Source organism: Pedobacter changchengzhani (assembly GCF_004354365.1).
GTDB classification, from domain to species: domain Bacteria; phylum Bacteroidota; class Bacteroidia; order Sphingobacteriales; family Sphingobacteriaceae; genus Pedobacter; species Pedobacter changchengzhani.
In genome coordinates this window covers 32,324-52,143 of record NZ_SJCY01000014.1, presented here as the reverse complement: position 1 = coordinate 52,143, position 19,820 = coordinate 32,324, and the positions used below count along the sequence as shown (strand labels likewise).

The 19,820-nt window shown below is 34.7% G+C and carries 19 protein-coding genes; 5 read left to right on the top strand and 14 right to left on the bottom strand.

Annotated features, from left to right (window positions below):
- Window positions 1–20: 20 nt before the first annotated feature.
- The 5 genes from pepE to pyrE all read right to left on the bottom strand — a co-directional run bounded on the left by pepE (window position 21) and on the right by pyrE (window position 7,254).
- Complete coding sequence (pepE, locus tag EZJ43_RS15715; RefSeq protein WP_133263672.1) at window positions 21–716, bottom strand: dipeptidase PepE; 696 nt, start codon at window positions 714–716, stop codon at window positions 21–23.
- Between the two features lie 94 nt (window positions 717–810).
- Entirely contained in the window at window positions 811–3,114 is a 2,304-nt protein-coding gene (locus EZJ43_RS15710) for a M60 family metallopeptidase (protein ID WP_133263671.1), read from the bottom strand.
- 133 nt (window positions 3,115–3,247) lie between these two features.
- Window positions 3,248–5,851, bottom strand: coding sequence for an ATP-dependent chaperone ClpB (gene clpB / locus EZJ43_RS15705; RefSeq protein WP_133263670.1), 2,604 nt, complete (start codon window positions 5,849–5,851; stop codon window positions 3,248–3,250).
- A gap of 307 nt (window positions 5,852–6,158) precedes the next feature.
- The gene (locus EZJ43_RS15700; RefSeq protein WP_133263669.1) at window positions 6,159–6,557 is read right to left on the bottom strand and encodes an SRPBCC family protein; all 399 of its coding nucleotides are present in this window, start codon (window positions 6,555–6,557) and stop codon (window positions 6,159–6,161) included.
- 31 nt (window positions 6,558–6,588) lie between these two features.
- Window positions 6,589–7,254, bottom strand: a complete 666-nt coding sequence (gene pyrE / locus EZJ43_RS15695; protein ID WP_133263668.1) for an orotate phosphoribosyltransferase — start codon at window positions 7,252–7,254, stop codon at window positions 6,589–6,591.
- Between pyrE and EZJ43_RS15690 the strand changes: the two genes are divergently transcribed.
- Window positions 7,253–7,864 carry an NUDIX hydrolase gene (locus tag EZJ43_RS15690; protein WP_133263667.1) on the top strand — a complete coding sequence of 204 codons (612 nt, stop codon included), beginning with the start codon at window positions 7,253–7,255 and terminating at the stop codon, window positions 7,862–7,864. The two genes, pyrE and EZJ43_RS15690, sit on opposite strands and share 2 nt — an antisense overlap.
- A 29-nt stretch (window positions 7,865–7,893) precedes the next feature.
- On the opposite strand, the gene EZJ43_RS15685 is transcribed toward EZJ43_RS15690, so the two are convergent.
- From EZJ43_RS15685 to ribD, 4 genes are read right to left on the bottom strand one after another with little or no spacing between them, the layout of a single operon-like run.
- The gene (locus EZJ43_RS15685) at window positions 7,894–8,754 is read right to left on the bottom strand and encodes a nucleoside phosphorylase (RefSeq protein WP_133263666.1); all 861 of its coding nucleotides are present in this window, start codon (window positions 8,752–8,754) and stop codon (window positions 7,894–7,896) included.
- 48 nt (window positions 8,755–8,802) lie between these two features.
- The gene (locus EZJ43_RS15680) at window positions 8,803–9,417 is read right to left on the bottom strand and encodes an IMPACT family protein (protein WP_133263665.1); all 615 of its coding nucleotides are present in this window, start codon (window positions 9,415–9,417) and stop codon (window positions 8,803–8,805) included.
- Window positions 9,407–10,273 carry a DMT family transporter gene (locus tag EZJ43_RS15675; protein ID WP_133263664.1) on the bottom strand — a complete coding sequence of 289 codons (867 nt, stop codon included), beginning with the start codon at window positions 10,271–10,273 and terminating at the stop codon, window positions 9,407–9,409. Before EZJ43_RS15675 ends, EZJ43_RS15680 begins: the two co-directional genes overlap by 11 nt.
- Window positions 10,270–11,316 (bottom strand): bifunctional diaminohydroxyphosphoribosylaminopyrimidine deaminase/5-amino-6-(5-phosphoribosylamino)uracil reductase RibD, encoded by a 1,047-nt coding sequence (gene ribD / locus EZJ43_RS15670; RefSeq protein ID WP_133263704.1) that lies wholly within the window; start codon window positions 11,314–11,316, stop codon window positions 10,270–10,272. Before ribD ends, EZJ43_RS15675 begins: the two co-directional genes overlap by 4 nt.
- Window positions 11,317–11,399: 83 nt before the next feature.
- On the opposite strand from ribD, the gene prmC reads away from it, so the two are divergent.
- Window positions 11,400–12,251 (top strand): peptide chain release factor N(5)-glutamine methyltransferase, encoded by an 852-nt coding sequence (gene prmC / locus EZJ43_RS15665; RefSeq protein WP_133263663.1) that lies wholly within the window; start codon window positions 11,400–11,402, stop codon window positions 12,249–12,251.
- 59 nt (window positions 12,252–12,310) lie between these two features.
- Here the strand turns inward: prmC and EZJ43_RS15660 are convergent, their stop codons facing one another.
- Entirely contained in the window at window positions 12,311–12,802 is a 492-nt protein-coding gene (locus tag EZJ43_RS15660; RefSeq protein ID WP_133263662.1) for a YajQ family cyclic di-GMP-binding protein, read from the bottom strand.
- Between the two features lie 75 nt (window positions 12,803–12,877).
- Between EZJ43_RS15660 and EZJ43_RS15655 the strand changes: the two genes are divergently transcribed.
- The 3 genes from EZJ43_RS15655 (at window position 12,878) to EZJ43_RS15645 (ending at window position 16,533) form a co-directional block, all read left to right on the top strand.
- The gene (locus EZJ43_RS15655) at window positions 12,878–13,498 is read left to right on the top strand and encodes a hypothetical protein (RefSeq protein ID WP_133263661.1); all 621 of its coding nucleotides are present in this window, start codon (window positions 12,878–12,880) and stop codon (window positions 13,496–13,498) included.
- An 82-nt stretch (window positions 13,499–13,580) separates the two neighbouring features.
- The gene (gene ppk1 / locus EZJ43_RS15650) at window positions 13,581–15,638 is read left to right on the top strand and encodes a polyphosphate kinase 1 (protein ID WP_133263660.1); all 2,058 of its coding nucleotides are present in this window, start codon (window positions 13,581–13,583) and stop codon (window positions 15,636–15,638) included.
- 1 nt (window position 15,639) lies between these two features.
- Window positions 15,640–16,533 (top strand): Ppx/GppA phosphatase family protein, encoded by an 894-nt coding sequence (locus EZJ43_RS15645; protein ID WP_133263659.1) that lies wholly within the window; start codon window positions 15,640–15,642, stop codon window positions 16,531–16,533.
- Window positions 16,534–16,552: 19 nt separating this feature from the next.
- Here EZJ43_RS15645 and EZJ43_RS15640 read toward each other — a convergent pair whose 3' ends face one another.
- The 4 genes from EZJ43_RS15640 to zwf form a co-directional block, all read right to left on the bottom strand.
- Window positions 16,553–17,020: a DoxX family protein gene (locus EZJ43_RS15640; RefSeq protein WP_133263658.1), complete on the bottom strand. Its 468-nt coding sequence runs from the start codon at window positions 17,018–17,020 to the stop codon at window positions 16,553–16,555.
- Between the two features lie 95 nt (window positions 17,021–17,115).
- On the bottom strand, window positions 17,116–17,250 hold the full coding sequence (locus tag EZJ43_RS17560) for a hypothetical protein (protein WP_262708867.1): 135 nt from the start codon (window positions 17,248–17,250) through the stop codon (window positions 17,116–17,118).
- A gap of 222 nt (window positions 17,251–17,472) precedes the next feature.
- Window positions 17,473–18,198, bottom strand: a complete 726-nt coding sequence (gene pgl, locus EZJ43_RS15630; RefSeq protein WP_133263657.1) for a 6-phosphogluconolactonase — start codon at window positions 18,196–18,198, stop codon at window positions 17,473–17,475.
- A 91-nt stretch (window positions 18,199–18,289) separates the two neighbouring features.
- A complete protein-coding gene (gene zwf, locus EZJ43_RS15625; protein WP_133263656.1) occupies window positions 18,290–19,804 on the bottom strand; it encodes a glucose-6-phosphate dehydrogenase in 1,515 nt (504 codons plus the stop codon).
- Between the last annotated feature and the right edge of the window lie 16 nt (window positions 19,805–19,820).

Here is a 19,820-nt window from a genome sequence, read left to right as displayed (position 1 = left end):
TTGAAATAGTTGATAAATGATTATTTCAAGTGCGTTCCTACTTCGATTTCGTAAGGTGCTGTACCTTTCTTAAAAATTCTAGTCTGCACAGCGCCCTCTACTTTAATTTCATTCCCCTTTCTTCTAATCCAATTCCCTTCGCGTAAGCCAATTACTGTGATATCATTCTGTGTTAAAAATTCGATAATTCTTGTTTCCCTAGATTCGCCGTTATGTTTTAAATCGGGGTTAGGATCTAAATAATGTGGATTTATATTAAAAGGAATCAATGCCAAACAATCGAAAGATGGCGGATAAACGATGGGCATATCGTTCGTTGTTTTCATATTTAAACCACCAATGTTTGCCCCAGCGCTACATCCTAAATAAGGTTTACCATTTTTTATATTTTCTTTAAGCACTTGCATTAAATTTTCTTCGTGCAAAGTTTTAACCAATAAAAAAGTATTTCCTCCGCCAGTAAAATAGGCTTTAGCATTATTTACAGCATTAATTTTATCGTCAAATTCGTTTAAACCTTTAACGTTTATATTTATAGCTGCAAAGAATGATTTAGCTATCGCCGTATAATCTTCGTGAGAGATTCCGCTCGGTCGCGCAAAAGGAATGAATAATATCTCATCAATACCAGTGTAAAGATCAATTAATTCATCTTTTAGATATTCTAAATATTTGCCACCAAATAGGGTAGAAGTAGAAGCGAGCAAGATATTCATATTATTTTTTTCCGGCTAAGGTAGAAAATTTAATATAATGATTGATAAATCCTAAAAAGCCAACTAACTGCCATAAAACTATGTAACTATTAATTTAATGTGATAAATAACTCCCAAGTTCATTTGGAAACCACTTTTTATAGCCACTAGTTTCAGCTTTTGCTACATCACTAATTGGTATTTTCCATACTTCAAAAAACGACGATAAATTAGAGTTAGTAGTTTTACAAATAGTGGTAAACCAAAGATCAATACGTTGTTGATTGCTTAGTGCATTTTCATAATTATAAGTCTTTGGATCAATCTTTCGGTATATTTCATTTGCATCTAAAATAGGTTTCCAGCCGAAATTTTCAATAATCTGTATATACATACAAAGGGCTGTAAATGGATCTTCGCCCCATTTTTTGAAATCGGGCTTATTATCTAGATAGTTTTTTACTCTTTTTAAAACGGCTTCTTTGTTGGAAATATTTTCATGATTGTAAATTCCTTTTTTCAATACCTTATCAAAGATGTACATAGAATACAAGTTGCAAGTTACCTCGCCAACTTCATCCATATCAAGTCCCCAAAATTGATGACGATGGCCAAGTTCGTGAAATAATCCCCATGAACCTTTTTCTCTTATCAATTTTTCATCTAGCATCCATTCACAACTTTCGTCATCAGGAACTACAATTTTATTAGATTGAGTAAACATGTATCCATAAGCTACTTGTCTGTCAACAATTACCCTTTCTGGGTGTGTTCTTTTTCTATCAATGATGGCTAAATCTGCATCCGCATCCATCACTTCGTTCCAAAATTTCATCAACGCAGATGGATTTTGCAAATTTCTAATACGGTAACTGGGTACAGTTAAAATAATATTGTCTGTTGCCAATTCTGCCCATGGCGCAGGATTATTCCTGATCGATTTCCAAGCTTGGTCTGTAACCTCGTTCAATTTAAAATATGGCGCTTTAACAATTCCATTTACCTTTAATGTTAGGCTTTTCAACTTTGTTGTATCGGGTATATTTATATAAAGTAACCCTCCGTAAGGCGATGCAATCATTGTTGTATCACTTGTAATCTCAAAAGTTTTAGTTAAGTCTATACCCATTCTGGTTAATGAGGTAATGTCAGTACTTAACAAATCATCACTATGAATACCAATTTGGGCTTTTAATTTTAAGGGCAAATACGTCTTATTAAGAATTATTTTTACTTCTCCGCCAGCCTGCACATAAAAACCAGTACTGTGCAGGCGGTAATAAACTGGATTCGGTTCGGATAACCCCTGCGAACCTACTTGTATGGATATTGATAATTTTTCATTACTTCGTTTAGTACTATCGGCTACTTCGCCAGGAAAAATCTTACTTGCAGGAAATACAAAGTTGGGTTGCTCATTTTTATTGTGTTGCCTTTGATAAATGTAGGTACTAAAATAATATCGCCATCTCTTATAGATCGTGGAAACATCAATTGGGTGTTCAGGTGTCGGATTGATTAAACTGTCCGTAGTTTTAAAAGTACTTTTTATTTTATTTATTAATGGTGAATCGTAAGTATTGCTAAAAAGACTCATCGCAATTGTAGGCATAATATAATACTGCTTCTGATATTCATCATCTTCTTTATGTGCAGGATTAGCGAGCTCGCTGATAATCGTATTAATATGTAAGTAAAAAGGCTTCTCATTAGTAGATAGCATATTATTTTTTGCGGATGAACTCAATAAAGTGTAAGCGTTAAAAATGCCACTTTTTTCTAAAACATCATTTATTTTGATCAGTTCGTCAGTATAGCTGTTTGTTGTGTCACGATTTTTAAAAATTTCATTGTATGGAGATGCGAAAATCAAATTACCTCCGGCACGTAAATAGTTTTCGAGCAATTTTCGTTCGGAACTATCTACAACATCATCATTTAAAAATACCACATCTGCTTTTTTAAGAAGCTTAAAATTTTTAATGACATTTGCTTTTAATCGATTCTTTTTAAGAAAATTCTGTAACGCCGAATTCTCATTTTTATAAATTACAAGCTTTGGCTTTTTCTTGTTATTAGTTTGCCAATTTATACAGTTTTGCAAAAGTTGGCTAACCGAGGTATTGGAAATCAAATTTTCCTTTAGATAGGCAGATGACCCAAATGCTATAATTTTACCTTTATCTAAGGTTGAGGCCATAATAACACTCCCATACAATGGGATGTCTCCACTGAATTTAGCAGTAGCCAAAATCTGTGGTTTTTCGTTACTGGTAAAAAAGATTGAAACATAAGATCCGCTATCTGGTAACGGTAATTGCACCACATTCTTCAGCAATATTTTGGTGTAATCTTGTTGTGCAAAAAGCGCTTGGCACGAGATAATCAAGATGAACGTACAGAAGATCTTAAATTTCATTAGTTTGTGGTTTATACTTACAAGTTTAATTGAAATTTAATCGATATCGCAATCACAGAATGTTAAAAAATGTAAAACGCCACGACAAGCAATTATGCTCATAGTGGCGCTTAACCTCAGCCTCAATCTTAACCTAATTTTCTACCTTTTCATTCAAAAAAACAAACTGATGGTCGAACATATCTAATTTAATTTTACTGTCTTTATCCACTTTTCCAGCTAATATTGATTTCGATAACTCGTTCAAAATACGTTTCTGAATAACCCTTTTCAATGGTCTAGCGCCAAACTGTGGGTCGTAACCCAATTCTGCCAACCAATCTAAAGCTTCTACACTTGCCTCAATGGTTATGCCCATTTCGGCTAAGGTTTGCTGCACCTGTGCAAATTGTAAATCGACAATGTTTCTAATCTCACTTCTCTGCAGAGGCGTAAACATAATCAGTTCATCAATCCTATTTAAAAACTCAGGGCGAATCGTCTGCTTCAACAGCTCGAACAATTCATTTTTAGTTTTCGCAATTACTTCATCGCGGTTTTCATCAGTCAAAGCTTTAAAATTATCTTGAATTAAATGAGAACCAATATTGGAAGTCATAATGATGATTGTGTTTTTAAAGTTAACCAAACGGCCTTTGTTATCTGTTAAACGTCCATCATCCAAAACCTGCAATAAGATATTGAATACATCAGGATGTGCTTTCTCAATCTCATCCAACAGCACCACCGAATATGGTTTTCTACGTACAGCTTCAGTTAGCTGTCCACCTTCATCGTACCCAACATAGCCCGGAGGCGCACCAATTAACCTAGAAACTGCATGTCTCTCTTGGTACTCACTCATATCGATTCTAGTCATTGCGTTTTCATCGTTGAAAAGAAATTCTGCCAATGCTTTTGCTAATTCAGTTTTTCCAACACCTGTAGTTCCTAAGAAAATAAAAGAACCAATCGGTTTGCGCTTGTCTTGCAAACCCGCTCTCGATCTGCGTATCGCATCAGAAATCGCTTCAATCGCTTCATCTTGGCCAGCTACACGTTTGTGCAATTCATCTTCAAGGTTCAATAATTTTTCGCGTTCACTAGCAATTAATTTAGTAACGGGAATACCTGTCCAACGGCCAACCACGCCAGCAATATCATCGGCGGTAACTTCTTCTTTAAGCATGCGACTTTCACTCTGCTGACTCTCTAAAGTTGCTTTCAGTTTTTCAACTTTATCTTGCGCATCTTTAATTTTACCGTAACGAATTTCGGCAACTTTGCCATAATCTCCGGCACGTTCGGCCTGCTCAGCTTCTAGTTTATAGTGCTCAATTTGTTCTAATTGCGTATTTACGGCATCAACCAAATCTTTCTCGCCTTGCCATTTCGCTTTTAATTCATCCCGCTCTGCGGATAAATTGGCAATTTCTTCACTCAGTTCTTTAACTTTTTTATCGTCTTTTTCTCTTTTTATGGCTTCACGTTCGATTTCCAAACGCATAATTTCACGATCTAAAGCATCTACATTTTCGGGAACAGAATCCATTTCCATACGCAATTTAGATGCTGCTTCATCCATTAAATCGATGGCTTTATCTGGTAAAAAACGATCTGCAATGTAGCGTTGCGATAATTCTACAGCCGCAATAATGGCTTCATCTTTGATGCGAACTTTGTGGTGCGTTTCGTATCTTTCTTTCAAGCCACGTAAAATAGAAATCGCATCTTGGGTATCGGGTTCTGCTACCATCACCTTTTGGAAACGACGTTCTAAGGCTTTATCTTTCTCTAAATATTTTTGATATTCATCTAAAGTTGTAGCACCAATTGCTCTTAATTCGCCACGGGCTAATGCAGGCTTTAAAATGTTTGCAGCATCCATGGCGCCATCGCCACCGCCTGCGCCAACTAGGGTGTGTATTTCATCAATAAATAAAATAATATCACCATCGCTTTGTGTAACTTCTTTAACCACAGCCTTTAAGCGTTCTTCAAACTCGCCTTTGTATTTTGCACCGGCAATTAAAGCACCCATATCTAAAGAATAAACGGTTTTACTTTTTAAATTTTCGGGTACATCGCCTTTAATAATTCTAAACGCAATGCCTTCTGCAATGGCGGTTTTACCAACACCTGGCTCGCCTATTAAAATTGGATTATTTTTCGTTCTACGCGATAAAATCTGAATAACCCTTCGTATTTCTTCATCGCGACCAATAACTGGGTCGAGTTTCCCACTTTCGGCATATTCGTTTAAATTACGGGCATATTTGCTTAGTGCTTGGTAAGTTGCTTCGGCATTTTGATCGGTTACACGGTTATCGCCACGCAAGGCAACAATAGCCTTTTTAAGGTCTTTTTCATTTACACCTTGTTCTTTTAATAATTTCGATGTGTTATCGCTAACCGATAAAATCCCTAATAAAAGATGCTCTACAGATACAAATTCATCTTTAAATTCCTTTAAAAAAGATTGTGCTTTCTGCAAAATGTTATTCGTATTGGATGACATATATACGTTGCTTCCACTCACTTTGGGGAACTTGGCAATCTCTGCATCCAAATTTTGATTTAAAATATTAAGGTTAACGTTTAATTTCTTTAAAACATAAGAAACTACGTTTTCATCAACAGTAAGCAAACCTTTAAGCAGGTGTGCGGGTTCAATAGCCTGTTGCGAATTTGCTTGGGCTATTTCAGAAGCCTGTTGAATTGCTTCCTGGGCTTTTATAGTAAAATTGTTGAAGTTCATACTTGCTTTTGCTCAAAACAAGTGCCACGTCATATAAGATTTTAGAATCGGAAATTTTGTCGGTACGCAAATTGAATTAATGACTAAATTACTGATTTTTAGTATCTTATACTGAAATTTTGACCGATTATTGATGATTCGCTGCTGAGGTCTAAATGGGAAGGGCAGAAGCTAAATTAAAGCGAAAACCGAAACCTTTGTTAAAGCACATAAAAAAGCATCTACAAATTATTGCAAATGCTTTATATCTTTTATTTTCTTTAAAGTTCTAAACGCTAACCCTCTAAATAACCAAAAAACTAACTAACTATCCTAATATTGCTTGTAATTGCGCTGTTTGATGATCTACAAGTTTTTGCAATGGGCCAGAAGCCAACATCTTCATCATCACATTCAAATCTGCTGAGAGAATATGTTTTGCAGTAGTTGTTCCATCACCATTATCTTCGGTGGTCCATTTTAATTCGATTTCGAAAGGGGCTTTTTCAGTTGGAATGGCAATTAGTTCTTTATTTTCTACCCGACTAGAAATTTTGATTGCCAATTTCGCCATATTTTGGATGGTAAAACTCACCTCATCCTCCGTAGATACCCAATTGTAAATGTTATCCGGCATCAATTTTTCATGATTGTTCATGTTTGAAAGGAAAGCAAATACCTCGCTTACCGGTTTATTAACTTTTACCTCACTTTCTATAATTGTCATATTTTATACCAAATAAAGGTTTAATTTAAAATCAAGAAGCTTGATTGGTTAATTTTTCTTGACCCCATTCAGCAGGATTCAATCGCCATTTAGTGAGCAATTCAATTTCAGTCTGAGCGATGATGCTATGCTCTGCAGCGTATTCAATTAACGCCTCATAATTAGATAAAGTATGGTAACGACATTTTGCTGCAGCGAAATTTTGTTCTGCCTGATCAAAACCGTAGCTAAAAATTGCTGCCAAGCCGGCAACCGACAACCCTGCATTTCTTAGCGCTTCAACAGCTTGTAAACTACTTTTACCTGTCGAAATTAAATCTTCAATTACCACAACACGCTGTCCTTCTACAACTTCACCTTCAATTAAACTACCTGTACCATGTTCTTTAGCTTTTGCTCTAACATAAATAAACGGCAAGCCTAATTCTTGCGCAACCAAAACGCCCTGTGGAATGCCTGCTGTTGCTACACCTGCAATTACATCAACAGCACCAAATTCTTCTTGAATCGTCTGCGCTAATTTTTGACGGATGTAAGTTCTAATTTGGGGATGGGATAGGGTGATGCGATTATCGCAATAAATGGGAGATTTCCAACCCGAAGCCCAAGTAAATGGATTATTAGGTTGCAATTTAATTGCTTTAATTTGTAATAAAAATTCTGCTACCTTTAATTCTATATCACTTTTATTATACATGGCACAAAATTACAGAATATTTATTAACGATAACACCTTGTTGATTGCAGAAGTTTTACCACAATTGACAGAAAAAATTCAACAACTTGAATTACAGGATTTTGATTTACAAACATTTTCCAAAAAATTAAAGTATAACAGTAAAAAGCATTACATTTTACTCTCTAAAACACCAAAAAAAACCTTTAATAAACTTAAGAAGGGTTGTACGCTAATTAAAGCAGCAGGTGGACTTGTGGAAAGCGCGCAGGGAAATTACCTTTTTATTTTTCGAAATAAAAAGTGGGATTTACCAAAAGGAAAGCTCGAAACTGGCGAAAACATGAAAGAAACGGCTGTTAGAGAGGTTGAAGAGGAGTGTGGCGTAAAAATTTTAAAACGTGAAGAAAAGCTCTGCAAAACCTTTCATGTATATACATTGGGTAATAAATTTATCCTCAAAAAAACCAATTGGTATAAAATGACTGTTAAAGGCGAACCTAAGTTAATACCACAAAAAGAGGAAGGAATTGACGAAGCCGTTTGGTTAGATAAAAAACATTTAGTGCCAGTGCTTAAAAACACTTTTCCGGCTATTGTACATGTTTTAAACGCTGGCGGGCTATTATAGGTATAGGATAAATTAGTATTGTTAAATTTTTATAAACTTTCGAGCACCATTTTAATTGCTTTTTCTACAATTATATTAGGCTCTTTGCTAAATTCTAATTTAACTCTACTGGCTAAAATTGCATTTACAGATAAAGCTTGATGACCTAAAATTTTTGCCAGCGCATAAATGCCCGCAGTCTCCATTTCTAAATTTGTAATTCTGTTATCCCCACTTTTAAAACTATTAATTAGGCCAATAAAGTTTGGTACTGCGTTTTTTGCCCTAACCTGCCGGCCTTGTGGTGCATAAAAACCTGGCGCGGTAACGGTAATTCCCTTATCCATATTTTTACCAATGGTATTAAGCAGTTTAGAACTTGCTGCTGTTAGGTACGGATTAATATTTTTTAAGTCGCTAAAATGGTTTTCTAACTCACCTAACAAGCTTTGTTCATCTGGCGATAAATCTTGCACATAATAATTCATTAAAGCATCCATTCCTAAACCATAAGATGAGGCTAAAATTGTGCCCATCGGCACATCAGGTTGAACTGCGCCAGATGTACCGACACGAATAATGTTTAAAGATTTTAATTTGGTTTTTACTGTTCGACTTTCGAAATCTACATTTACAAGTGCATCAAGTTCATTAAAAACAATATCGATGTTATCGGTGCCAATGCCCGTAGAAAGTACAGTTACACGTTTTTTACCCACAAAACCGGTATGCGTAATAAATTCGCGTTTACCTTTTTTGTAATCAATAGAATCGAAATATTTACTTACTTCGCCAACTCTATCCGGATCGCCAACCGTAATTACCGTATCTGCAACATCTTCAGGTAGAAGATTTAGATGATATATCGATCCATCTGAATTTAGGATTAAATCACTTTCTGCTATTTTCATAATGTCTATTTATAATGCTGAGAGGAAAGCAAGTGTTTAAACTACAAATTAATTGCTGTATTGATAAGATAATTTTACACCTTCCATTTTCTCAAATTTACCTAAAACTTGCTTAAGTTGGGCTTTTCTAATTTCCATCTTTAAACTACAGTCTATATCAAATTTTTGCGTTAATATTTCTAAACTTTCATCTTTTATTAATTTCATCACATCATTCATCTGGAGGTATTGAAAACTCACCTCATAAATGTCGTTAATGGTTTTGATAATTATCTCTGCGCTATTTAGCGCTTCAAGGCTCGCAGTTTTGTAAGCATTTATTAAACCCGGCACGCCTAACAACGTGCCACCAAAATAGCGTACAACAACAATTAAAACATTGGTAATATCTTTTGATAAAAGGGTATTTAAAATTGGTCGACCGGCGGTGCCGGATGGTTCTCCATCATCATTAATTCTAAAGATAGAACGATCTGACGTTAACCTATAAGCATAACAAAAGTGCCTTGCTTTGCCATGGGCAGACTTTAAATTTGTAATGATTGGCTTAACTTCTTCCTCATTTTTAATTGGATAAGCATACGCAATAAATTTGCTTCCCTTATCTCTAAAAATACCTTCTGATACAGTAATTATCGTTTTATAAGAATCATCAAACAGCATATAATTGAGAGATTGTAATGAGCAGCACTGCACAAATTGCCAACAGAATACCAATATAATTGAGCACTGATAATTTTTCTTTAAAAATTAAAACGCCAATTAGCGTACCCAAAGCGATTACGCCCAAATTCATTGCACCGAATACTGTTGATGGATTTTTGGAAAAATACTGATGTGCCTTTAAATAAAATAAAATGTTCCCGAAATTAAATAAACCCAATATTAAACCACAGCCTAAATTTACCAACTGAATTTTAGTTCTATGATTAATTACTTTTACCAAAACAATTATTGTGGCAACTAAAAATGCAATACAAAAAATGGTGAATAATGATGTGGTGTATGGAATAGCTTTATTGAGTGCAACTTGTTTAAACAGTACATCAATCACTCCAAAACCAACAAAAACAGTTACTGGGTAAATCCAGTTTTTAATTTCCTTGTTGTTTTCTGATTTCCGGATAAATGTGAAAAGTATGGCCAAAAAGCCAGTTCCTAAACCTAAAAATTTTACAAGACTAAAATCTTCTTTAAAAAGAAAATACGCCGCTAAAATGGGTATAAACAACGAAAGGCGCTGCGCAATATCTGTTTTTACGATACCTAAGTTTTTTATGGAAGCAGCTAAGAATAAAAAAATGCTAGGCAATAAAATACCTAACGATAAATATATTGCCCATGGCGCATTTGTTGTAATAAAATTGAGATTGGGTTTGAAAAAAAAGTAGCATAAAACAATGGCCATTAGGTAATTACTTATTACCGCCTGTATAATGTTGATTTGATATCGCTTAGCTAATTTTAATAAAATAGCAACAATTACGCTACAACAAATACTTAAAATTATATAAATCATTTGTTTGCGTATAAGTTAAGTTTGTCTATTCCAATTTGTACAGCTTCCGTTAAAAATCCATTAATTTTTGGCGCCTTCATTCCACTGCTCCAATTACTTTCTGATTGAAATATTCTTGCTTCATCCCAAAGATTTGCATCTAAAAATTGGTTTAGAATACTTACACCACCTTCAATTATCACCGATTGAATATCCATTAAATACAATTGAAAAGCTATTTTTTGAGGAAGGTAAAAGTGCATATCTTCCATCTGGATGTAATGAATATTTTCTGAAACATCTGTCTTAACCTCATTAAAAATGATGGTTTTTGCTTCCCTATTAAACATATTATGCGTGGTTGGAATTTCCAAATTTTTGTCGATGACCAATCGAGTTGGATTTTTCCCGGTCCAGTTTCTAGCCGTTAAAGTTGGGTTATCGATCATTGCTGTATTTTTACCTACCAAAATTGCATCTTCTTCGGTTCGCCATTTATGAGATAAGCGTTTCGCCAGAGGTCCACTAATCCATTTTTGCGTACCGTTGGTAGTACCGAAATATCCATTTGCCGTTTCTGCCCATTTTAAAATAATGTATGGTCTTTGTTTCTTTATTCTGGTAAAAAACCTACGGTTAAAATATTCGCACTCAGCTTTTAAAACCCCGGTTATAACTTCTATACCTGCATTTTTTAATTTCTCAATTCCTTTTCCATCAACACCAGAAAATGGATCGGTATTGCCTATAACCACTTTTTTTAACTGATGTTTTACAAATAAATCGGCACATGGCGGCGTTTTTCCAAAGTGTGCACACGGTTCCAGATTTACGTACGCAGTGGCTTTTTTTAATAAACTGTCTGCATCGATTCCAAAACGGTCGAATACTGCTTTTACAGCATTCGGCTCGGCATGCGCTTGTCCGTATTGCCTGTGGTAGCCTTCGCCAATAATTTGCTCGCCAGCCACAATTACGCAGCCCACCATTGGGTTCGGACTAACATTTCCGCTACCCAAGTTTGCAAGTTCTAAACAACGATTCATGTAAATTTCATCCACCATTGGGTCAAAAATACTAAAAAAAGCATGATGATAATTTCTTAAATAGAATTGGTGTAATAACAAAATTGCTAATTTTACAGGCTATGTTAATTAAAGCTTTAGAAGTCGAATTTAAAACCCAACTTAAATCTCTGTACGAGCAGGAGGAAATTACCTTATTGCTAAACTTAGCATTGGAGAAAGTTTTAAATCTTTCGTTTAACGAAGTGAGAAATTTAAAGGCGGATACATTATTTTCGGTTGATGAAAAGGAAGCACTTTTGCAGATTTTAAAGCTACTCGAAACTGGCAAACCCATTCAGCATATTTTAGACGAAGCACATTTCTATGGATCGATATTTCGGGTAAACGAAAATGTTTTAATACCGAGGCCTGAAACAGAAGAATTGGTGGATTGGATGATTAACGACCTTAACGAACGCAAAGCCGAAAATTTAAGTATTTTGGATATTGGTACTGGCTCTGGATGTATCCCGATATCACTAAAAAAGCATTTATCAAATTTTAATGTACATGGTTTGGATGTTTCAACCAAAGCCATTTCCATCGCTGCTAAAAACGCATTATTGAACAGCGTTAATGTAACATTTTTTTGTGCAGATATTCTGATTTATCAAAGTGAACAAAAATTTGATGTAATGGTTAGTAATCCACCGTACATAAGGGAGTTAGAAAAAGAAAATATGCACAAAAATGTATTAAATTTTGAGCCTCATTTGGCTTTATTTGTTGCCGATGAACAACCATTAATTTTTTATGAAAAAATAGCCGATTTTGCAAAATCAAACCTCAATAAAAATGGTTTGTTATTTTTAGAAATCAACGAATATTTGGGTGTACAAACTTTAGATATGTTAAAAAACAAAGGCTTTAAAAATACAGAATTAAGAAAAGATATGCAGGGAAAAGATAGAATGATTAAGGCTGAGGTTTAGTTCGTAGTTCGGTTTTTTTCTAAACTAACCTACAACCCATAATACTGAGCTCAAAACAATTAATTTCTCATATTAATAAACTGTAAAGGTTGCTCAAAATTTTCTCCTCTACAAAGGCTCATTACCGCTTGCAAATCGTCAATCTTTTTGGCTGTTACCCTTACTTGATCGTCCATTATAGAGGCTTGCACTTTTAGGTTACTTGCCTTAATTTTGGCGACAACTTTTTTAGCAGCTTCTTTGTCCAAGCCTTCTTTAATACTAATTTCTTTACGAATCATATTACCAGAGGCTTGTTGTTCTTTTCTAAAATCTAAACTTTTCGAATCCAAACCTTGCTTCATCATTCTAGAAATGATGGAATCTTCAATCGCTTTTAAGCGCATATCATCCTCAGTAACGATGGTAATCATGTTCGTTTTTTTATCCAATTCGACTGTACTTTTAGACGAATTAAAATCGTAACGATTTAATATCTCTTTTTTAGCGTTATTAATTGCATTATCAAGAGTTTGAGCATCTACTTTACTTACAATATCAAAAGAAGGCATGGTTTTGGCTTTAAAAAATTAAATTAATACGTAGATTTAGTTATTGATCTACTTTACAAAAAAACGAAAAATATTATGAAATCCACAAAAACAAAATCGACAAAAAAAGCTGTTAAAAAAGCTGTTAAAAAACAACTCGAAAAAACTTTAACCGAACAGTTTTTAGCCGTAGTAAAAAACTTAGGTCACGATGTTGAAACTATTGGTGAAGACATTGCAAATGTAGGTAAAATGGTGGCTTTAAAGTTATCGAAACAGTTTAAAAATGTTAAAAATGCTGTCGATAATAAAGTAGACGATTTAAAAAAGTCGAAAAATGATGTAAAGAAGGATGTAAAGAAAGTGGCCATAAAAAAACCAGTTACTAAAGCCGAAAAGAAAGTTAAAAAAGTGGTAAAAAAGGCTGTTGCTAAAGCTAAACCTGTTGTACAAAGCGTAAAAGTTGGCGCCATTGCATCAGAGAAAAAAGTGGTAAAGGCAATTTCAAAACCAGTTAAAACTGTACAAAAAACAGCGAAAGAAGTTGTTAAAAAGGTAGAAAATGTAACCAAACCAGCTGTTGCCAAAAAAGTTGATGTAGCGAAACGCGTTGCGCCAGTAAAAAAAGTTGCAACTTTGGCTGTAAAAAAAGTGCCTGTGGTTGCTACAGCTAAACCAGTAGCGAAGAAGACGGTAAAACCAGCAGAAAAAAAATAGATTGAACGATGAAAAGATTAACATTAATTTAACTTATAATTATGTTGCTTTGAACTAAATTTAGAGTTAAGCGTTATTTTTAATGGATAAGAAAAAAATTCCTTTTGTAAACCGAGAAATCAGTTGGTTATATTTTAATGAGCGCGTTTTGCAAGAAGCTTCAGATGAAACTGTTCCGCTTATCGAGCGGATTAAATTTTTATCGATTTTTTCTTCCAATCTTGAAGAATTTTACCGTGTTAGGGTGGCAACGTTAACCCGTTTAAGCAATTTAAACGATAAGGCAAAAGCCCTTTTGGGTTATAATCCTAAAAAAATCCTAAATGAGATCAAAAATATCGTTGTTAAACAGGAAAAGCGATTTGATAAACTTTTTCAAGCCACGTTAATTAATGAACTTGCTCAAAATCGTATTTTCATACTAAATGATACGCAGTTAAATGTAAGCAGGGGAGAGTTTGTTAGAAATCATTTTAGGGATAAAATTTTATCCAATTTAGTGCCGATTATGATTGATATGGATAAACCTTTTCCAGAACTTAAGGATCGGTATCTTTACTTCTTTGTTAAATTATCAAAAAACGATTCTAAAGTAAAAGATCGATACGCATTAATTGAAATGCCACCTAAATTATCGAGGTTTTTAGTTTTACCAGAAACTAACGGATTAAAGTTTATCATTTTGGCTGAAGACATTGTTAGGTATTGTTTAAACGATATCTTCTATATTTTTACTTATGATAGTTTAGAGGCGTACTCCATACAGCTAACAAGAGATGCGGAGTTGGACATTGATAATAGTATTAGCGATAAATTTATTGATGAGTTAAAAAGTAGTATTGAGAAACGCAAAAAAGGAAAACCGATGCGCTTGCTTTACGATTCTGCCATTCCGCTAAATATGTTGACTGTTTTAGTTAATAAATTAAAGTTGGAGGTAGAGAGCTTAATTCCGGGCAATAGATACCATAAATTTGGCGATTTTATTGCCTTTCCAAACGTGGGTGGCAAAGAGTTGGAGTACGTGCCAAACGTGCCCTTAAAAGTTTTTGGCTTGCATCGAACGCAAAGTATTTTTGCCAAGGTAGCCCAAAAGGATTATTTGGTAAACTTGCCTTATCAATCGTATGATTATATAATTCTTTTCCTGCGTGAGGCTGCGATAGATCCAAAAGTTACGGAAATACAAATTACTTTATACCGTTTGGCTGAAGATTCTAAGGTTATTAACGCTTTAATTAACGCCGCTAAAAACGGTAAAAGTGTTTCTGTTTTGGTAGAGTTGAAAGCTAGGTTTGATGAACAGGCCAATATTTATTGGACGAGCAGGTTGTTGGAAGAAGGCGTAAAAGTGAGTTACGGGCTAACAGACTACAAAGTTCATTCTAAAATTTGCTTAATTAAAAGAATAGAGAAAGAAAAACCAGTTTATTACGCCAATTTAGCCACGGGAAATTTTAATGAAAAAACTGCTGGATTATATTGCGACCATAGCCTTTTTACCGCACGCAAAGAAATTACGGGCGATTTAGTTAAACTTTTTGATGCGCTAACCAAGCGTACGGTAACGAAGGGATTTAAGTATTTAATAGTTTCGCCATTAGAAAGCCGAAGTAAGCTTTATAATTTTATTAATCGAGAAATTAGAAATGCCAAACAAGGGAAAATTGCCTACATTTTGTTAAAAGTGAATAGCCTGGCGGATGAAGGTATTATTGAAAAACTTTACCAAGCAAGTAACGCTGGCGTAAAAATTAAACTTATTATTAGAGGGATTTGTTGTTTGGTACCGGGCGTAAAAGGCTTTAGCGAAAACATTACGGTAATTAGTATTATTGATAAATTTTTAGAACACGCTCGCATTTATATCTTTGGCAACAATGGTAAAAACGACATGTACTTATCATCTGCCGATTTAATGAGCCGAAATTTTGAACACCGGGTTGAAGTTGGCTTTCCTATTTTAGAGGCCGACGTAAAACAAGAAATATTGGATATTATTGATATACAGTTGCAGGATAACACCAAATCACGAGAAATAAATATCCTAAATAACAATAAATACCATAAAAACAGATTGGTGAAAAAGACTAGGGCACAAGTGGCAATTTATAATTATTTAAAAACCAAGCACCAATAACATGTTGAGATATGCAGCGATAGATATAGGATCGAACGCAATACGTTTGCTAATTGCAGATATAAGTAAAAGTAAAGACGGTTATAAGTATAAAAAAAATACCCTCATCAGGGTTCCGTTACGTTTGGGAGATGATGCATTTTTAAATCAAATCATTTCTGCTAAGAAAACTACCGATTTAGTAAACACGATGCTTGCATTTAAAAAGCTAATGGATGTTTACGGCGTTACCGAATATTTGGCTTGTGCAACTTCGGCCATGCGTGAGGCCAAAAATGGTAACGATATTGTTAAGCTAATTAAAAAGCAAGCCGATATTAACCTCGAAATTATTGCAGGGCAGCGAGAAGCGGATATAATTTATGCCAACCACGTTGAAAAAGATTTAGACCAAAATAAAACATATTTGTATATTGATGTTGGTGGCGGAAGCACCGAACTTTCTGTTTTTGTAAAAGGAAGTTTAACCGCATCCAAATCGTTTAATATTGGTACCATCAGGATGTTAGATCATCAAGATAAGCAAGAAACTTGGGATGAAATGAAGGCTTGGGTGCAAGAAAATACAGATCATTATAAAAAGTTGGCGGGTATTGGTACTGGAGGTAATATTAATAAGTTGTTTAGAATGGCCGATGAAAAAGACAGTGCACCATTATCTATCCAAAAATTAAGTTCCATTTATAAAAAGTTAAGCGATTTTTCTTTAAAAGATAGAATCGAAATTTTAGGCCTAAATCCCGATAGGGCAGACGTAATTATTCCAGCTTGCGAAATATATTTAACGTTAATGAAGTGGGCAGAAATTGACGAAATTTATGTACCCAAAGTTGGTATGGCCGATGGATTGATTAAAGTTTTGATAGAAGAAAATTTAGAAAAAACTAAGGTGTGATAGACCGAAAATGGATAAGTTAAACCCGTTTTTCGTTTACTTTATGTCCACTTAACGTAGCGCCAATTACTATCCCGCCCGAAATAAGCACAAGGTTCTTAATAATATATTGACCAAGCAAAGTTGGTACAAATAAAGAATGGTTAAATGTTTCGTGCGGAAAAAATACCAAGGGAAGAAACGTACCTGCCATTTGCATATAAAGTAAAACTAAGGTTAGTCGCAACCATGCCTTAGTTATTAAACCTATGCCAATAATACACTCCCAAACTGCTAGTAACGGCATCGAAAAAGTTGGCGTTATCAATCCGAAGGTTAATTTTAAAATTGTTCTGCCTGCTATTTCCTCAGCCGAGCTTATTCCGTGAAAAAACTTTAATACGCCGAACCATACGAATATTATACCTAAGCAAATTCTTAAAATATTCATTCCATTTCGAGATTTCCATGCTACAATTTCGGCCTCGGTTATTTTTATACCCAACATTTATTTTTTCGATTTGTGTTGATATACGTTGGTTTGCGGACTGTGGATTAGTCGTATAAGTTGTAATTACAAATTAATAAATTTAAGGCATGTTTTCAACCGGAATGACGCATGTTCATAAATGTTTTAACCTCCTCATTTACATCTTCTTCATTATAAATTCTAAGATGGTGGTTAAATTGTTGCGTAATGGGCACTTGGGCAATTTTTTCTAAACCAAAAATTATCATCAAACCTTTGGTTAAAGGGAAACACGATATGAACAAAGTTTTTGCCTAATTGCGTAATATAAATTTCATTACCATTACCCTTTAATGCAATCATCGTTTTTGTTACACGAATTTCTATGAGAGAAATCTTTTCAAATTCTGCAACAAAAAAACGGAACAACCGTAAAGTGTGTTCCGTTTTTCCATTTAAAAAATTCGACAGCTCGCTATTGAACTCGATCATTAATCTTGTAGCAACGCGACTGCTTTTTCATCTACAAACCAAGTTAATTTACCATCAATCGGATCAATTAACTGCGATGGATAGGTGTCGAAATCTTTAGTTTCATTCCCAATTACATTTTTAATGGCTTCGGCTTTATTCTCTCCAAAAACTAAAAAAGCTACATTATCGGCCTGATTAATTAGCGGTGCTGTTAAACTAATTCGGTAAGTTTTTAACTTTTCTACATAAACCGACAACACCGTTTCTTCTTTAGCACCAACCAATGTTGTATGCGGAAAAATCGATGCTGTATGTGCATCGTCGCCCATACCTAATAATATGAAATCGAAAATAATTTCTTCATTATTAAAATGCGCATCAATTGAGGCTTTATAGGCTTTCGCAGCCTCTTCGGGCGGTAAACTTGTGTTTACATAAAAAATATGATCTTCCGCAGTTCCTAAAGGATCGAATAACGTTTGCTTAGCCATTAAACCGTTATAATCCTTATCATTTGCTGGAACGTTACGTTCATCACCAAAAAAGAAATAAACTTTTTCCCAATCAATACGGTCTTTACACTCGCTCGATAAAGTTTTGTACAATTCTTTAGGCGAACTGCCTCCTGTAAGGACGAAATTGAATCGATCGTTCTCTTCAATAGAAAATTCAGCAACTTTAATGATGTAATCTGCTAGATCTTGATTTAATTCTTCTTGTGTTTTATATATGAGTAAGTTCATTTTTTTTGTGGTTATGCGTTAATCGTCATTCGTTTTTTGTATGTTGGTTTTTAACCAATTTACAGACAAACGACCAATGATTTTTTTTATATTATTCTTTGCTATTTAAAGGCAGATTAAACCAATGGAAACCGTCTCGAGCGATAAGTGCTTCGGCTTCTTCTGGACCCCAACTGTCAGCAGGGTAATTAGGAAAATTGATTGATTTCTTATTTTCCCAAGAATTAAGAATAGGCATAACCAACTCCCAAGCCGTCTCTACTTGATCGCCTCGCATAAATAACGTTTGATCGCCCATCATGGCATCCAATAACAAAGTTTCGTAAGCCTCTGGGGTATCGTTTTCGTAGGTTCCTTTGTAATCGAAAACCATATCAACCGGATTTAAAACCATATCCAAACCTGGGCGTTTTGCCTGCACCTGCATACGGATACTCATTTCGGGCTGTATGCTGATTACTAAACGATTTTGCTGCCAGTTTTCGGTTACTGTAGATGAAAAGATTTGATGCGGTACATCTCTAAACTGAATGGTGATTAACGATGATGTTTGGTTCAAACGCTTTCCTGTTCTCAAATAGAATGGAATTCCTTGCCATCTCCAGTTATCGATATGAAATTTAGCTGCAGCGAATGTTTCGGTATTTGAATGTGGATCAACACTGTCTTCTTGGCGATAGCCCGGCACTTCTTTACCTTCTACCCAACCTTTTCCATACTGACCTCTAACAGTGTTAAAACGGATATCCTCGGCAGTAAAAGGGCGCATTGCTCTTAAAACTTCTACTTTTCTATTGCGTATTTCATCTGCATCAAAGCTAATCGGCGCTTCCATACCAATTAAACAAAGCAATTGCAATAAATGGTTTTGCACCATATCTCGTAATGCGCCTGCACCTTCATAATAGCCACCGCGTTCTTCAACGCCCAACTGTTCGGTAACCGATATTTGTACGTGATCTATGTATGAGCGATTCCACAAGGGTTCGAAAAGTGCATTGGCAAAACGAAAAGCCATCATATTCTGCACAGTTTCTTTACCCAAATAATGATCTATGCGGTAAATTTGCTTCTCCGTAAAAATAGTGCTCAAAAGCTTATTTAGCGCTTTTGCAGAGTCTAAATCGTGCCCAAATGGTTTTTCAATTACAATACGACTGTTGTCTTCATTTTGAGCAAGTTTGTATTTTTGCAAACATTCTGCAATTACCGGGAAAAAATTCGGTGCAACTGCTAAGTAATAAATTACTTGTGTATCCGGGCCATATTCTTTTTGATATTTCTCTACTGCAGTTTTTAAATGCTCGAAAGTTTTTGGTTCGGCAAAGTCGGTAGGGCAGTAGTGAATTGTATTACCAAAATCTTCCCATTTATCTTTTTTAACCTTTCCTGTACGAGAAAATTGATTTACTGCATTTTCCAGCTCCTCTTTGTAAGTGATATCTGTAAATTTAGTTCTACCAGTACCAATAATGGCAAACTTTTCTGGCATGTAATCATCTAGAAATAAATTATATAAAGCTGGCGCTAATTTTCTTTTATTTAAATCACCTGTACCACCAAATATTACAAATATTGTGGGGCTTAATGAGGTTTTGGTTTTCATTTTAATTATTTAATAT

Coding starts and splice junctions, on each gene's coding strand:
- pepE (WP_133263672.1), bottom strand. CDS start 716: ATGAATATCTTGCTCGCTTCTACTTCTACCCTATTTGGTGGCAAATAT.
- EZJ43_RS15710 (WP_133263671.1), bottom strand. CDS start 3,114: ATGAAATTTAAGATCTTCTGTACGTTCATCTTGATTATCTCGTGCCAA.
- clpB (WP_133263670.1), bottom strand. CDS start 5,851: ATGAACTTCAACAATTTTACTATAAAAGCCCAGGAAGCAATTCAACAG.
- EZJ43_RS15700 (WP_133263669.1), bottom strand. CDS start 6,557: ATGACAATTATAGAAAGTGAGGTAAAAGTTAATAAACCGGTAAGCGAG.
- EZJ43_RS15690 (WP_133263667.1), top strand. CDS start 7,253: ATGGCACAAAATTACAGAATATTTATTAACGATAACACCTTGTTGATT.
- pyrE (WP_133263668.1), bottom strand. CDS start 7,254: ATGTATAATAAAAGTGATATAGAATTAAAGGTAGCAGAATTTTTATTA.
- EZJ43_RS15685 (WP_133263666.1), bottom strand. CDS start 8,754: ATGAAAATAGCAGAAAGTGATTTAATCCTAAATTCAGATGGATCGATA.
- EZJ43_RS15680 (WP_133263665.1), bottom strand. CDS start 9,417: ATGCTGTTTGATGATTCTTATAAAACGATAATTACTGTATCAGAAGGT.
- EZJ43_RS15675 (WP_133263664.1), bottom strand. CDS start 10,273: ATGATTTATATAATTTTAAGTATTTGTTGTAGCGTAATTGTTGCTATT.
- ribD (WP_133263704.1), bottom strand. CDS start 11,316: ATGGTGGATGAAATTTACATGAATCGTTGTTTAGAACTTGCAAACTTG.
- prmC (WP_133263663.1), top strand. CDS start 11,400: ATGTTAATTAAAGCTTTAGAAGTCGAATTTAAAACCCAACTTAAATCT.
- EZJ43_RS15660 (WP_133263662.1), bottom strand. CDS start 12,802: ATGCCTTCTTTTGATATTGTAAGTAAAGTAGATGCTCAAACTCTTGAT.
- EZJ43_RS15655 (WP_133263661.1), top strand. CDS start 12,878: ATGAAATCCACAAAAACAAAATCGACAAAAAAAGCTGTTAAAAAAGCT.
- ppk1 (WP_133263660.1), top strand. CDS start 13,581: ATGGATAAGAAAAAAATTCCTTTTGTAAACCGAGAAATCAGTTGGTTA.
- EZJ43_RS15645 (WP_133263659.1), top strand. CDS start 15,640: ATGTTGAGATATGCAGCGATAGATATAGGATCGAACGCAATACGTTTG.
- EZJ43_RS15640 (WP_133263658.1), bottom strand. CDS start 17,020: ATGTTGGGTATAAAAATAACCGAGGCCGAAATTGTAGCATGGAAATCT.
- EZJ43_RS17560 (WP_262708867.1), bottom strand. CDS start 17,250: ATGATAATTTTTGGTTTAGAAAAAATTGCCCAAGTGCCCATTACGCAA.
- pgl (WP_133263657.1), bottom strand. CDS start 18,198: ATGAACTTACTCATATATAAAACACAAGAAGAATTAAATCAAGATCTA.
- zwf (WP_133263656.1), bottom strand. CDS start 19,804: ATGAAAACCAAAACCTCATTAAGCCCCACAATATTTGTAATATTTGGT.